Annotated in this window: 14 protein-coding genes and 4 tRNA genes; 14 read left to right on the top strand and 4 right to left on the bottom strand. The window is 59.4% G+C overall.

Going from position 1 to position 13,410, the window contains the following annotated elements; genetic code table 11:
- The first annotated feature begins 52 nt into the window (after positions 1 to 52).
- From pilV to thiO, 5 genes are all read left to right on the top strand, one after another.
- Positions 53 to 538: a type IV pilus modification protein PilV gene (pilV, locus tag ACI77I_RS18335; RefSeq protein ID WP_406998114.1), complete on the top strand. Its 486-nt coding sequence runs from the start codon at positions 53 to 55 to the stop codon at positions 536 to 538.
- Positions 535 to 1,242 (top strand): PilW family protein, encoded by a 708-nt coding sequence (locus tag ACI77I_RS18330; protein ID WP_406998113.1) that lies wholly within the window; start codon positions 535 to 537, stop codon positions 1,240 to 1,242. Before pilV ends, ACI77I_RS18330 begins: the two co-directional genes overlap by 4 nt.
- Positions 1,243 to 1,288: 46 nt before the next feature.
- Complete coding sequence (locus tag ACI77I_RS18325; RefSeq protein WP_406998112.1) at positions 1,289 to 1,780, top strand: PilX N-terminal domain-containing pilus assembly protein; 492 nt, start codon at positions 1,289 to 1,291, stop codon at positions 1,778 to 1,780.
- Positions 1,781 to 1,791: 11 nt separating this feature from the next.
- Entirely contained in the window at positions 1,792 to 2,193 is a 402-nt protein-coding gene (locus ACI77I_RS18320; protein WP_263275082.1) for a type IV pilin protein, read from the top strand.
- A gap of 62 nt (positions 2,194 to 2,255) precedes the next feature.
- A complete protein-coding gene (gene thiO / locus ACI77I_RS18315; RefSeq protein ID WP_263274488.1) occupies positions 2,256 to 3,365 on the top strand; it encodes a glycine oxidase ThiO in 1,110 nt (369 codons plus the stop codon).
- Here thiO and ACI77I_RS18310 read toward each other — a convergent pair.
- Positions 3,352 to 3,585 carry a PP0621 family protein gene (locus tag ACI77I_RS18310; protein WP_406998111.1) on the bottom strand — a complete coding sequence of 78 codons (234 nt, stop codon included), beginning with the start codon at positions 3,583 to 3,585 and terminating at the stop codon, positions 3,352 to 3,354. The genes thiO and ACI77I_RS18310 overlap by 14 nt on opposite strands.
- A 125-nt stretch (positions 3,586 to 3,710) precedes the next feature.
- Positions 3,711 to 4,736 carry an outer membrane protein assembly factor BamD gene (locus ACI77I_RS18305; protein ID WP_094948938.1) on the bottom strand — a complete coding sequence of 342 codons (1,026 nt, stop codon included), beginning with the start codon at positions 4,734 to 4,736 and terminating at the stop codon, positions 3,711 to 3,713.
- A gap of 149 nt (positions 4,737 to 4,885) precedes the next feature.
- Here ACI77I_RS18305 and rluD point away from each other — a divergent pair, with 149 nt between their 5' ends.
- The 9 genes from rluD (at position 4,886) to ACI77I_RS18260 (ending at position 11,818) form a co-directional block, all read left to right on the top strand.
- Positions 4,886 to 5,848 (top strand): 23S rRNA pseudouridine(1911/1915/1917) synthase RluD, encoded by a 963-nt coding sequence (rluD, locus tag ACI77I_RS18300; RefSeq protein ID WP_005784662.1) that lies wholly within the window; start codon positions 4,886 to 4,888, stop codon positions 5,846 to 5,848.
- Positions 5,845 to 6,570, top strand: a complete 726-nt coding sequence (gene pgeF, locus ACI77I_RS18295; protein ID WP_406998110.1) for a peptidoglycan editing factor PgeF — start codon at positions 5,845 to 5,847, stop codon at positions 6,568 to 6,570. The genes rluD and pgeF overlap by 4 nt, the downstream gene beginning before the upstream one ends.
- Positions 6,571 to 6,717: 147 nt before the next feature.
- Positions 6,718 to 9,282 (top strand): ATP-dependent chaperone ClpB, encoded by a 2,565-nt coding sequence (gene clpB / locus ACI77I_RS18290; RefSeq protein ID WP_083360211.1) that lies wholly within the window; start codon positions 6,718 to 6,720, stop codon positions 9,280 to 9,282.
- A gap of 303 nt (positions 9,283 to 9,585) precedes the next feature.
- Positions 9,586 to 9,661 (top strand) — tRNA-Asn (locus ACI77I_RS18285).
- Positions 9,662 to 9,671: 10 nt separating this feature from the next.
- Positions 9,672 to 9,748, top strand: a tRNA-Pro gene (locus ACI77I_RS18280).
- A gap of 5 nt (positions 9,749 to 9,753) precedes the next feature.
- Positions 9,754 to 9,829, top strand: a tRNA-Lys gene (locus ACI77I_RS18275).
- 94 nt (positions 9,830 to 9,923) lie between these two features.
- A tRNA-Pro gene (locus ACI77I_RS18270) sits at positions 9,924 to 10,000 on the top strand.
- A gap of 164 nt (positions 10,001 to 10,164) precedes the next feature.
- Positions 10,165 to 10,899 (top strand): cysteine hydrolase family protein, encoded by a 735-nt coding sequence (locus ACI77I_RS18265; RefSeq protein WP_406998109.1) that lies wholly within the window; start codon positions 10,165 to 10,167, stop codon positions 10,897 to 10,899.
- 31 nt (positions 10,900 to 10,930) lie between these two features.
- Positions 10,931 to 11,818 (top strand): LysR family transcriptional regulator, encoded by an 888-nt coding sequence (locus ACI77I_RS18260; RefSeq protein WP_176462880.1) that lies wholly within the window; start codon positions 10,931 to 10,933, stop codon positions 11,816 to 11,818.
- A 59-nt stretch (positions 11,819 to 11,877) separates the two neighbouring features.
- Here ACI77I_RS18260 and ACI77I_RS18255 read toward each other — a convergent pair whose 3' ends face one another.
- Positions 11,878 to 13,176: an NAD(P)/FAD-dependent oxidoreductase gene (locus tag ACI77I_RS18255; RefSeq protein ID WP_065900570.1), complete on the bottom strand. Its 1,299-nt coding sequence runs from the start codon at positions 13,174 to 13,176 to the stop codon at positions 11,878 to 11,880.
- Positions 13,177 to 13,236: 60 nt separating this feature from the next.
- The gene (locus ACI77I_RS18250; RefSeq protein ID WP_048724181.1) at positions 13,237 to 13,410 is read right to left on the bottom strand and encodes a DUF3094 family protein; all 174 of its coding nucleotides are present in this window, start codon (positions 13,408 to 13,410) and stop codon (positions 13,237 to 13,239) included.

The following is a 13,410-nucleotide window of genomic DNA, read 5'->3' as shown; positions in this document are numbered from 1 at the left end:
ACAGCAGGGTTTTCCTGCTTTTTTTCGGCCTTCGACAGGGATGACGACGGTAATGCTTGCTTACCCGAACACACACGCTGCCTGTGTTTTACCCAGGCTCCAATCCGGCATGACGTTGATCGAGGTGCTGGTGGCGGTACTGATTCTCGCGGTTGGCCTGCTGGGTGCGGCGGTGATTCAGCTCAATGCGCTCAAGTACACCGACGGTGCAAGGATGATCAGCCAGGCCAGTTTCATTGCCTACGACATGCTGGACCGGGTTCGCGCCAACTCGGGTGTCAATTACTCATGGGGCCGAACTGAAGGTGCACCGCCCATTACCTCCAGCGCCAGCGTGCGTGACGTGGACCTGCATGATTTCGAAGCCAATATCGCCGGGTTCGCTGGGGCCAGCGCCAAAGGTTCCGTGGTGGTCAGCGGCAGCGAGGTAACCGTCAGCATTACCTGGGATGACGCCAGAAGCGCGAACACCGGTGGAGCGCGAGAAACCTTCACCCTCACCAGTCGCATTGCCGGCGAGTTGGGGGTGACGCAATGAGTCGCCTTTCGCGGGGCTTCAGCCTGGTGGAGCTGTTGCTGGCGCTGGCAGTCGGGTTGGTGCTGATACTCGGTGTCAGCCAAGTAGCCATCAGTGCCCGGATTACCCACGCCAGTCAGCAGGCCGCCATGCTGCTGCAGGATGATGCGCGCTTTGTGCTAGGCAAGATGATTCAGGATATTCGCCAGGCGGGCATGTTTGGCTGCTTGGCGACGGCCTACATCGATAACGCGCCAACGGTCTTTGATCGACCGGTTGGGTGGAGTGCCACAGGCAGCTCCAAGTCATTGACGGTGGTCACCGCCGATGCAGCAAGTGAGGGTGGCAAGCCTGATTGGACGGTACTCTCCGACTGCACCAGCGCCGCCCAAGCCTATGCGGGCAGCTCGCCGCCGCCAGCACCCGGCCAAATTCGGTTTGCGATACGCCAGCTCACCTACACCTTTGAAGCAGGGCAATTGAAGATCAGCACGCCCGCAACGCCCGCCAGGACGGTGCTGGTCGATAACGTACAGGCGCTCGACATCAGTTTTGGTGTAGCGGCCAAACCCGGTTCGACTCAGGTCGTGCGCTATGACCCCAGCCCGGCTGACGAGTCGCTGATACGTAGCGTACGTATACAGATGACGCTGCAAGACCCGACCGGGCGTGCTCAGGATCAGGCCTACAGTGTCGTGGCGGCGCTGCGTAATCGGTTGGGGTAGGGCGACCATGCAGAGCTATCACTGCTTTTATCGGCGACAGACGGGCATGGTCCTGCTAATTAGTCTGGTGTTTTTGTTGGTGTTGTCACTGATCGGCCTGGCCTCGATGCAAGGGGCCGTGTCCCAGCAAAAGATCGCCAGCGGCGTCTGGCATCGCAACCAATCATTTCAAAGTGCCGAAAGCGGCTTGCGGCTTGGGGAGTCGATTGTCCGGCGCGTAGGGGTGGTGCTGCCGTTGTGCAAGTCGATCAGTACCTGCGCACCGCCGGGGGAGTCGTTTTCGGTAATGGGCGTTGGGGCGAATCCTGTTTCAGCGGTCAGCTGGTTTGCCTTGACTGGCGGCTTGTATGGCATTCAATCGCTGGGGCAGAGCATAGGGCTGGAGGGTTTACCGCCGCAAACGGCTGCAGCGTTGTACCGCGTGACGGCGGTTGGGCTCAGTGGCCAATCGCGCACGGTCTTGGAAACGGTGTATGCCCAGGTGAACGAAGAGGCAGGCCCGCGATTTCGTCGGGTTTTATGGCGACAACTTCAATGAGGTACGTATCAATGGGCAAGGATTGCCAAGGTTTTACCCTGATCGAGTTACTGATCGCTGTAGCGATCATCGCGGTTTTGGCCGGGATTGCTTACCCCGGGTACACCGGCCATGTAAAAAAAGCCTATCGCGCAGAAATCGTCGCGTTGTTGTCCGAGCAAGTGCACTACCTGGAGCGTTTTTACACGCGCAACGGCACTTTTATTGATGCACGCGGCGTCAGTGCGGGCAATGATCGCTATAGAATCAGCGCTGCATTAAACCCCCAGGAATTTCGCCTGGTGGCTACGCCTGTTGTCGACTCGGTCATGGTGGGCGACCCTTGCGGTGCCTTTAGCCTGACCAGCTCGGGTGTGCGCAGCAACCCGGGCGCGGCACCTGAAATGTCGCGCAAGGCGTGCTGGGGGCAATGATGAGAGTGCTGGATGATTGGGCGCCGTGTGCGCTTTTCCCTTTTTATCGGCTGGATCAAATGATGGCTAAGCAACAGCAAGTGGTGATTGTCGGTGGTGGAGTAATCGGGTTGTTGACGGCATACAACCTGGCCACCCAAGGGCAGGCCGTCGTGCTGCTGGAGCGTTCGGGCCTCGGTCAGGAGTCTTCTTGGGCGGGTGGCGGAATTGTTTCGCCACTGTATCCGTGGCGCTACAGCCCGGCGGTCACTGCTCTGGCCCACTGGTCGCAGGATTTTTACCCGCAACTGGCGCAGCGATTGTTCGCCGCCACCGGTATTGATCCAGAGGTTCATACCACAGGCTTGTACTGGCTGGACCTGGATGATGAGGCCGAGGCACTGGCTTGGGCTGCACGCGAAGGCCGACCACTGAGCAAAGTTGATGTGTCGGCCGCCCATGATGCGGTGCCGGTGCTGGGCGGGGGGTATTCCCAGGCGATCTACATGGCGGACGTGGCCAATGTGCGCAACCCGCGCCTGGTTAAATCCCTCAAGTCGGCGTTGTTGGCGCTGCCCGGCGTGACCATCCATGAGCAGTGCGAAGTGGCTGGGTTTGTTCTTGAGGGTGAAGACGTAGTGGGTGTGAACACGGCTGCGGGGCAGGTTCTTGGCGATCAGGTCGTACTGGCTGCCGGTGCCTGGAGCGGGGAGTTGCTGGGCACGTTGGGTTTGTCACTGCCCGTAGAACCGGTCAAAGGCCAAATGATTTTGTACAAATGCGCGTCGGATTTCTTATCGAGCATGGTGTTGGCCAAAGGTCGCTATGCGATCCCGCGGCGGGATGGGCACATTCTGATCGGCAGCACGCTGGAGCATGAAGGGTTCGACAAGACCCCGACCGAATCGGCGCTGGAAAGCCTCAAAGCGTCAGCTGTGGAGTTGATTCCCGCGTTGGCGGACGCCGAGGTTGTGGGCCACTGGGCCGGTTTGCGGCCCGGTTCGCCGGAAGGTATTCCTTATATCGGCGAGGTCCCTGGCGTGAAAGGGCTGTGGCTCAATTGCGGGCATTACCGCAATGGTCTGGTGCTCGCCCCGGCATCCTGCCAGTTGTTTGTCGACTTGTTGCTGGGGCGTACACCGATCATCGACCCGGCGCCCTATGCGCCCGCCGGTCGGATCAACGCTGGATAGACTTCTGCCCTTGCTCCAGGTGCGCCTGGGTGCAATACCACTCTTGGCGTGAGCTCAGTGCGCGATTCTGCGGCAGGTGTACGCCGCAGTGGGCGCAGCGCACCATCAAGGCGGCGTCGGGCTCGCTGGCGCGTTGCTGTTTGGCGGCTGGGCTTTTGAATTTGCGCCAGAACCATACTGCGGCAGCAATGACGGCAATCCAGAACAGTAGACGGAGCATGATGGGCAGTTTCTCGACAGGGAATGTGCCAGTTTAGCCAAGGTGGTGGCAGGCGCACAGCGCAATAATGCTCGGCAATAAAAAAGGAGCCTCGAAAGGCTCCTTCTTGATGACGCCGGGTGCAATCAGTCAAACACGCCGAACGTCATGTAGCTGAACCACGAGCGATCTTCGTTGTTGCCAAGGGCCTGTGGCTCTTGCTCTTCGATCACGTCACCGTTTTCGTCATGCGGCTTGAGCTCCGAAGGAATCGATTCCTTGGCATCCTGGAACTGCTTCATCACGTCCTGGTTGGCGCGGGTTTCGCCCGGCGGCAGCGGTGGACGGGATTCGATCAGGCCCAAGGTGTACTTGCTCAGCCACGAACGGTTGTCCGCTTCAGCAACCTGAGGCACGAACTGGCCGTCCTTCAGGCTTGGGTGATCCGGGTAGTTGAGTTTCAGGGTTTCCAGGCTGGTGGTCGCCAGGGCGTCCAGGTGCAGGCGCTGGTAAGCCTCGGTCATCACTGCCAGGCCGTCACCCACGGATGGGGTTTCCTGGAAGTTTTCCACTACATAGCGGCCACGGTTGGCGGCAGCGACGTACGCCTGACGGGTCAGGTAGTAGTGGGCCACGTGAATCTCGTAGGACGCCAGCAGGTTGCGCAGGTAGATCATGCGCTGCTTGGCGTCCGGCGCGTAGCGGCTGTTAGGGTAGCGGCTGGTCAGCTGGGCGAACTCGTTGTAGGAGTCGCGGGCAGCGCCCGGGTCACGCTTGGTCATGTCCAGCGGCAGGAAGCGCGCCAGCAAGCCAACGTCCTGGTCGAACGAGGTCAGGCCCTTCAAGTAGTAGGCGTAGTCCACGTTCGGGTGCTGCGGGTGCAACCGTATAAAACGCTCGGCGGCAGACTTGGCAGCCTCAGGCTCGGCGTTCTTGTAGTTGGCGTAGATCAGCTCGAGCTGTGCCTGGTCGGCGTAGCGCCCGAACGGATAGCGCGACTCCAGGGCCTTCAGCTTCGCTGTGGCGCTGGTGTAGCTATTATTGTCCAAGTCTTTTTGAGCTTGTTGGTACAGCTCGACTTCGCTCAGGTTTTCGTCGACGACTTCCTTTGTTGACGAGCAAGCAGCAGTCATGGCGAGGATGGCGATCAGCAGCAGGTGTTTCACTTGCATGGCGGCTTGCGTCCCTATGACGGCCGCTGTCTTGGGCGGGGCCGTCCTGTTATGATGAGCGCCCCGTTGAAAGCCTCGGGGCAAAAGACGCCGTATTTAACCACAAGCGCGCAGCCGAAACCAAAGGCTGTGCCACGCCTAGTCTGAGCATGTCCGATAAAATTGAACTTCGCGCAGAGGTGCCGTCCGAATTGGGCGGCCAACGCCTCGATCAAGTCGCCGCACAATTATTCGCTGAGCACTCGCGCTCGCGCCTTTCCGCCTGGATCAAAGACGGCCGCCTGACTGTGGATGGAGCGGTTATCCGCCCGCGAGACATAGTTCATGGTGGTGCGATTCTTGAGCTGACTGCCGAGCAGGAAGCCCAGGGAGAATGGGTCGCCCAGGACATCGAGCTGGATATCGTCTATGAAGACGACGACATCCTGGTCATCAATAAACCCGCAGGCCTGGTGGTTCACCCGGCGGCCGGGCACGCTGATGGCACCTTGCTCAATGCCCTGTTGCACCACGTGCCGGACATCATCAATGTCCCGCGCTGCGGCATCGTGCACCGCCTGGACAAGGACACCACCGGCTTGATGGTGGTGGCCAAGACTATCCAGGCCCAGACGCAGTTGGTCACACAATTGCAGAGCCGTAGCGTCAGCCGCATCTACGAATGCATCGTGATCGGCGTGGTGGTAGCGGGTGGCAAGATCAACGCCCCTATCGGCCGACACGGCCAGCAGCGCCAGCGTATGGCGGTCATGGAGGGCGGCAAACAGGCCGTCAGCCACTACCGTGTACTCGAGCGTTTCCGGTCCCACACTCACGTGCGGGTCAAGCTGGAAACCGGTCGTACGCACCAGATTCGCGTGCACATGGCGCACATTAACTTCCCGTTGGTCGGAGATCCGGCCTACGGCGGTCGCTTCCGTATTCCGCCGGCGGCGAGTCAGACCATGGTTGAATCGCTGAAGTCCTTCCCGCGCCAGGCACTGCATGCCCGGTTCTTGGAACTGGACCATCCGACGAGCGGTAAGCGGATGAGCTGGGAATCGCCTCTTCCGGACGATCTGGTCTGGTTGTTGTCGCTGCTCAAGCAGGATCGTGAGGCGTTTATCGGATGAGTGACTGGCTGATTCCTGACTGGCCCGCGCCGGCCGGGGTGAAAGCCTGCGTTACCACCCGAGCGGGCGGCGTCAGTCTGGCGCCGTTCGACAGCCTTAACCTGGGCGATCATGTCGAAGACAGCCTTGAGGCCGTCCTTGAGAATCGCCGTCGTCTGACCGATGCCTTTGATATTCAGCCTGCGTGGCTGCGCCAAGTCCACGGGACAACCGTGGTCGAGGCTGACCCGTCGCGCATCGCCGAAGCCGATGGCAGTTGGACCAGCACGCCTGGGATTGCCTGCACATCAATGACCGCCGATTGCCTGCCCGCGTTGTTCTGCAACCGTGCCGGTACTCGCGTGGCGGCCGCCCATGCCGGTTGGCGCGGGCTGGCAGCAGGCGTATTGGAAGCAGCCTTTGAAAGCTTGAACACCGAACCCGGCGAAGTGTTGGTCTGGCTGGGCCCGGCAATCGGGCCGCAAGCCTTTGAAGTTGGCCCGGAAGTGCGTGAAGCCTTCATGGAGCAACTGCCGATTACCGCCGAAGCCTTCGTTCCAAGCCACAACCCCGGTAAGTACTTGGCCGACATCTACCAGTTGGCACGCCTGCGCCTGGCCGCGCGCGGTGTCACCGCTATATATGGTGGCGGTTTCTGCACCGTGACCGATCCGCGCTTCTTTTCTTACCGCCGCAGCCCTCGCACCGGTCGGTTTGCCTCCCTAATCTGGCTTGACCGCTAGACTCTCTTGATCTGGGTCAACCCTGGTCCATATCGACCATTGATCGCTTGAATCTTCCAGAATCCACCCCATCTATAGGGGTATCTGGCAGGTTTCTTCATTCAGGATGTGTTTATAGCTCCGGCCTGCTCAAAAGGAAGGTGACTAATGCGTATTGATCGTTTAACCAGCAAATTGCAGTTGGCTTTATCTGACTCTCAATCCTTGGCGGTGGGCCTTGACCACCCGGCCATCGAGCCTGCGCACTTGATGCAGGCGCTTCTGGAGCAGCAAGGTGGTTCTATCAAGCCCTTGCTGATGCAGGTGGGCTTTGACGTCAACAGCCTGCGCAAGGAGTTGAGCAAAGAGCTCGACCAACTGCCGAAAATCCAAAACCCTACCGGCGACGTGAACATGTCGCAGGACTTGGCGCGCCTGCTTAACCAGGCGGATCGTCTGGCCCAGCAGAAAGGTGACCAGTTCATCTCCAGCGAACTGGTGCTGCTCGCCGCGATGGACGACAACAGCAAGCTTGGCAAATTGTTGCTGGGCCAGGGCGTGAGTAAGAAAGCCTTGGAAAACGCCATCAACAACCTGCGTGGCGGCGAAGCGGTGAATGACCCCAACCATGAGGAGTCGCGCCAGGCCCTGGATAAATACACCGTCGACCTGACCAAGCGCGCCGAAGAAGGCAAGCTTGACCCGGTGATTGGCCGTGACGACGAAATTCGTCGCACTATCCAAGTGCTGCAACGCCGCACCAAGAACAACCCGGTGCTGATCGGTGAACCTGGCGTGGGTAAAACCGCGATTGCCGAAGGCTTGGCCCAACGCATCATTAATGGTGAAGTGCCGGACGGCCTTAAAGGCAAGCGCCTGCTGTCTTTGGACATGGGCTCGCTGATCGCCGGTGCCAAGTTCCGTGGCGAGTTCGAAGAGCGCCTGAAATCCCTGCTCAATGAGCTGTCGAAGCAGGACGGGCAGATCATTCTGTTTATCGACGAACTGCACACCATGGTCGGCGCCGGTAAAGGCGAAGGCTCGATGGACGCGGGCAACATGCTCAAGCCAGCCCTGGCTCGGGGTGAGTTGCATTGCGTTGGTGCGACCACGCTCAACGAATACCGCCAGTACATTGAAAAGGACGCAGCCCTTGAGCGTCGTTTCCAGAAAGTACTGGTGGAAGAACCGAGTGAAGAAGACACCATCGCGATCCTGCGTGGCCTGAAAGAACGCTATGAGGTCCACCATAAGGTGGCGATCACTGACGGCGCGATCATTGCGGCGGCCAAATTGAGCCATCGCTATATCACTGACCGTCAGTTGCCGGACAAGGCCATTGACCTGATCGACGAAGCGGCCAGCCGCATTCGCATGGAGATCGACTCCAAGCCGGAAGTGCTCGACCGCCTGGATCGGCGCCTGATTCAACTGAAAGTCGAATCCCAGGCACTGAAGAAGGAAGAGGACGAGGCGGCGAAGAAGCGCCTGGAAAAACTCCAGGAAGAAATCCTGCGCTTGGAGCGTGAGTATTCGGACCTCGAGGAAATCTGGACCTCGGAAAAAGCCGAAGTGCAGGGTTCTGCTCAGATCCAGCAAAAAATCGAGCAGTCCCGTCAGGAACTGGAAGCGGCACGCCGTAAAGGCGACCTGAACCGCATGGCTGAGTTGCAGTACGGGGTTATCCCGGACCTGGAGCGCAGCCTGCAAATGGTCGATCAGCACGGTAAAAGCGAGAACCAGTTGCTGCGCAGCAAGGTGACGGAGGAAGAAATCGCCGAAGTCGTCTCGAAGTGGACCGGCATCCCCGTGTCGAAAATGCTCGAAGGTGAGCGCGACAAACTGCTGAAAATGGAAAGCCTGTTGCACCAGCGCGTTATTGGCCAGGAAGAGGCGGTGGTGGCGGTGTCCAACGCGGTACGCCGTTCCCGGGCCGGCTTGTCCGACCCGAACCGTCCGAGCGGCTCGTTCATGTTCCTCGGCCCGACCGGCGTGGGTAAGACCGAGCTGTGCAAGGCCTTGGCCGAGTTCCTCTTTGATACCGAAGAGGCCATGGTGCGGATCGATATGTCCGAATTCATGGAGAAACACTCGGTGGCGCGCTTGATTGGTGCCCCACCAGGCTATGTGGGCTACGAGGAGGGCGGTTACCTGACCGAAGCCGTGCGGCGCAAGCCTTACTCGGTGATCTTGCTGGACGAGGTCGAGAAGGCCCACCCGGATGTGTTCAACATCTTGCTGCAGGTGCTGGAAGATGGCCGCTTGACGGACAGCCACGGGCGTACCGTGGATTTTCGCAACACGGTGATCGTGATGACCTCCAACCTGGGCTCCTCGCAAATCCAGGAACTGGTCGGCGATCGTGAGGCGCAGCGTGCTGCGGTCATGGATGCGCTGACCTCGCACTTCCGCCCGGAATTTATCAACCGGGTCGATGAAGTGGTGATCTTCGAGCCTTTGGCGCGGGATCAGATCGCGGGCATCACCGAGATCCAGTTGGGCCGCCTGCGCAGCCGCCTGGCCGAGCGCGAACTCGACCTGGAGCTGAGCAGCGAGGCGTTGGACAAGCTGATCGCGGTGGGTTACGACCCGGTGTATGGCGCACGGCCTCTCAAACGTGCGATCCAGCGCTGGATAGAGAACCCGCTGGCGCAGTTGATCTTGTCGGGCAGCTTCATGCCGGGGACCAGCGTCGCGGCCACGGTGGAAAACGACGAAATCGTCTTCCACTGAGCCCAGCCTGTATGGCGATAAGAGGAGGCCCCGCATTGCGGGGCCTTTTTTTTCGATAGGGCGTTGAACTGTAAGGCAAAGGCTTGTAAAGTGCGCCCCGCAGCAACGTCAGCCCGCGGGTTTCTTCTCCCCAAGAAGAAATCAGAAAGAAGCGCAAATCATTGTCTTAAAAGCAATTTAAAGGGTTGACAGGGGTTTTTAAGATTGTAGAATAGCGCGCCTCAGAGACATGAACGTAGCGATACGGACGGGTCGAAGAGAAGGTTACAAAGCGGTAAAAGTTGTACATTTGAAATATGTAGTTCCGTGATAGCTCAGTCGGTAGAGCAAATGACTGTTAATCATTGGGTCCCAGGTTCGAGTCCTGGTCACGGAGCCAATTTCAAAACCGGGGTATAGCGCAGTCCGGTAGCGCGCCTGCTTTGGGAGCAGGATGTCAGGAGTTCGAATCCCCTTACCCCGACCATTTTTGGGTCGTTAGCTCAGTTGGTAGAGCAGTTGGCTTTTAACCAATTGGTCGTAGGTTCGAATCCCACACGACCCACCATTTTTGAGACCAGTTAACGCTGGAATCGAATCTTAAGATCAGAGGCCAAAAGCACTGATCGAAGAAGGCGACTGAAAGGTCGCCTTTTTTTTACCGGGGTATAGCGCAGTCCGGTAGCGCGCCTGCTTTGGGAGCAGGATGTCAGGAGTTCGAATCCCCTTACCCCGACCATATTAAAAATCCTCGTATCGAAAGATACGGGGATTTTTTTTGCCCGTTGGTTAGCCTGCTTGTGCGAATTCCAAACAAATATTGTGCTGATTAGTGCGTTGGTGCGGTGATGACGGGCTCCTAGACTGGGCCTCGTCAATTTACTCACCTCAGGAACTCGCACCATGACCCTCGCTATTGCCACTCATCCCGTCCGCTCATTACCTGCCATGCTCAAGTCCACACTGGTAGGCCTCGGCATGATGATGGGGTTCGGCCACTACGCAGTCGCCGCCGACACCGCCGCGAATCAGCAGCCCACCATTCGCGCCATGTTGGGTGCCAAACCCACAGAACGCCTGGACCCGAAAACCACCGCCCTGCTGGTAATCGACTTCCAGAATGAATACTTCACCGGCCGCATGCCGATCCCGGACGGCATGAAGGCTCTGGAAAACACCCAGCGCCTGATCAAATTCGCTGACAAAGAAAAAATCCAGGTCATTCACGTGCAGCACATCGCCCCGGATGGCGCGGCGGTATTCGCCAAGAACGGCAAGACCGTTGATTTTCACCCGCTGATGAAGCCGCGTGCGCAAGACACGCTCGTGCAGAAGACCACCGTCAGCGTATTCGCCAGCACTGACCTGGATGCGCAATTAAAGAAGGCCGGCGTCAAGACTCTGATTATCAGTGGCCTGATGACCCACGCCTGTGTCGCCGGCGCCGCCCGGGACGCCGCGCCGTTGGGTTATGACGTTGTGGTAGCATCCGATGCCAGTGCGACCCGGGCGATTACACGCGCCGATGGCCATTCGGTAACCAAGGATGAGTTGCACAACTCGGCGCTGGCGGAAATTGAAGACACTTTCGGCTCGGTGCTGACCACCTCGCAAATTATCGCGTTGCCGCTTAACTGATTCCCCAAAACCCGCAGGGACCGCCTGTTGCATGAACCAGTTATCCGCCATGCGCGCCTTTCGGTGCATCGTTGACGCAAAAGGCTTTTCTGCCGCAGCAGAGCGCCTGGACACCACGCACTCGACGATTTCCCGGCAGTTGCAGCAGTTGGAGATTGAGCTGGGCGCCCAGCTGATCAACCGCAACACGCGGCGCTTCAGTCTGACGGCGGCCGGGGAGCAGTACTACGCTGCGTGCGTGGATATCCTCGACCGTCTCGACGCCGCATCCCAGGCCATCGCCCATGGGCACCAACGCCCTGAAGGCGTGCTGAGAGTCAGTGTGCCGCTGGTGGTGGGGACCTTGGATCTGCCGCACTGGCTGCCGGGTTTTCAGCGGCGCTATCCCGATATTGAGCTGCAACTGTGTTGCGATGATCAATTCGTCGATTTGGTTGCCGATGGGTTTGATGTCGCGATACGCATCTCCAGCGCCTTGGCGGACACGTCGCTGATTGCACGCACGTTGACGGTTTCCAGTCAGGTTCTGGTGGCTTCGCCGGGCTACATCGGCCGCCATGGTTTACCGCGTTCGGCCCAGGAGCTCGACAAGCATCACTTGCTGAGCTTCGTGGGGGCGTCGTCGGATTGGCAGCTGAGCGCGGCACGCGGCGCTGTAGTCAACGTCACGCCGTCGGGGCGGTTCAGTACCAACACTATCAGCGCGCTGCACGCGGCCACGTTGGCGGGGGCGGGCATTGCGTGCTTCACCCAGGCCACCGTGCACAATGATTTGGCGCTAGGCCAGCTTGTGCGCATTCTGCCCAATTACTCATTGGGCGAGCGGCACTACTACGCCCTTTATCCACAGTCCCGGCATCTGGCGCCCAAGGTGCGAGCGTTTGTCGACTATATGGCCGAGTTCTACCAGCAGAGTTAGCCCAATAAAAAATCCCCCTATCGCTCGATAGGGGGATTTTTTTGTGGCCATTCAGTCGATCAGTGCAGCTTGAGCCGAGGCTCAGTCCCGCGCCCAATCTTGCTGCCCAGCATCAGCATCGCCGTGCGGAAAAAACCGTACAGCGCCATCTGGTGCATGCGGTACAGCGACACATAGAACATCCGCGCCAGCCAGCCTTCGAGCATCACGCTGCCAGTCAAATTGCCCATCAAGTTACCCACCGCGGAGAACCGCGACAGCGAGATCAGCGAACCGTAGTCGGTGTACTTGTAGGACGGCAGGTCCTTGCCTTCAATGCGCAGCTTCAGCGACTTGGCCAGCAACGAAGCCTGCTGGTGAGCGGCCTGGGCGCGTGGTGGCACATTGCGGTCGGTGCCCGGTTGCGGGCAGGCGGCGCAGTCGCCAAAGGCGAAGATGTTTTCGTCGCGAGTGGTCTGCAGCGTTGGGAGCACTTGAAGCTGGTTGATGCGGTTGGTTTCCAGGCCATCGATATCCTTGAGGAAACCTGGCGCGCGAATCCCGGCGGCCCACACCTTCAGGCTGGCAGGGATGACCTGGCCGCTGCTGGTGATCAGGGCATCGGCGGTCACTTCGCTGACCGCTGAGTTGGTCAGCACGGTGACGCCGAGTTTCTCCAGGGTTTTATGCACCGGCCCGCCAATTCGCTCCGGCAGCGCAGGCAATACCCGTGGGCCGGCCTCGATCAGGGTGATGTGCATGTTTTCCGGTTTGATCCGGTCCAGGCCATACGCCGCCAGCTCATGGGCGGCGTTATGCAGCTCGGCGGCGAGTTCAACACCGGTGGCACCGGCACCGACGATGGCGACGCTGATCTGCTCAATGGTATCGGTCTGCCCGGCATGGGCGCGCAGATAGTGGTTGAGCAACTGCTGGTGAAAGCGCTCGGCTTGTTTGCGCGTGTCGAGGAACAGGCAGTGTTGCGCCGCGCCTTCGGTGCCGAAGTCATTGGTGGTGCTACCGACCGCGATCACTAGGCTGTCGTAGCCCAGCACGCGCGCAGGCACCAGTTCGCGGCCTTCTTCATCAAGGGTGGCGGCCAGCTGGATTTTCTTCTGTTCACGGTCAAGCCCGCTCATGCGCCCCAGCTGGAACTCGAAGTGGTTCCATTTGGCTTGGGCGACATAATTGAGTTCGTCTTCCGAAGAATTCAGCGAACCGGCCGCCACTTCATGCAGCAGCGGCTTCCAGATATGAGTCAGGTTGGCGTCCACCAGCGTGATGCTGGCGGTGCCGCGCTTGCCCAGAGTCTTACCCAGGCGGGTAGCCAACTCCAGGCCGCCGGCGCCGCCGCCGACGATAATAATACGATGGGTCATGGGGATATCTCGCAAGGCTAAAAGAAATCGGAGCAGTTACCCCCGCGAGCGCCAGGCAGCTCATAGCGTCAGGTAACTCAAAAGGCGGCTCAGCAGACCGAGCCCGATCACCACTACCAGCACCACACCAAGGAGCAGCCACGGCCGGAAAGGCTTGCGCTCGACTTGGTTCTGGGAGAGTTGCAGGTACTCTTCGACATGCTGTTGGTCATCGGGGTTCAGGCGGCTGGTCAT

Source organism: Pseudomonas sp. D47 (genome assembly GCF_045447305.1).
In the GTDB taxonomy this organism is placed as follows: Bacteria; Pseudomonadota; Gammaproteobacteria; order Pseudomonadales; family Pseudomonadaceae; genus Aquipseudomonas.
This window is presented reverse-complemented; position numbering and strand designations above follow the sequence as displayed.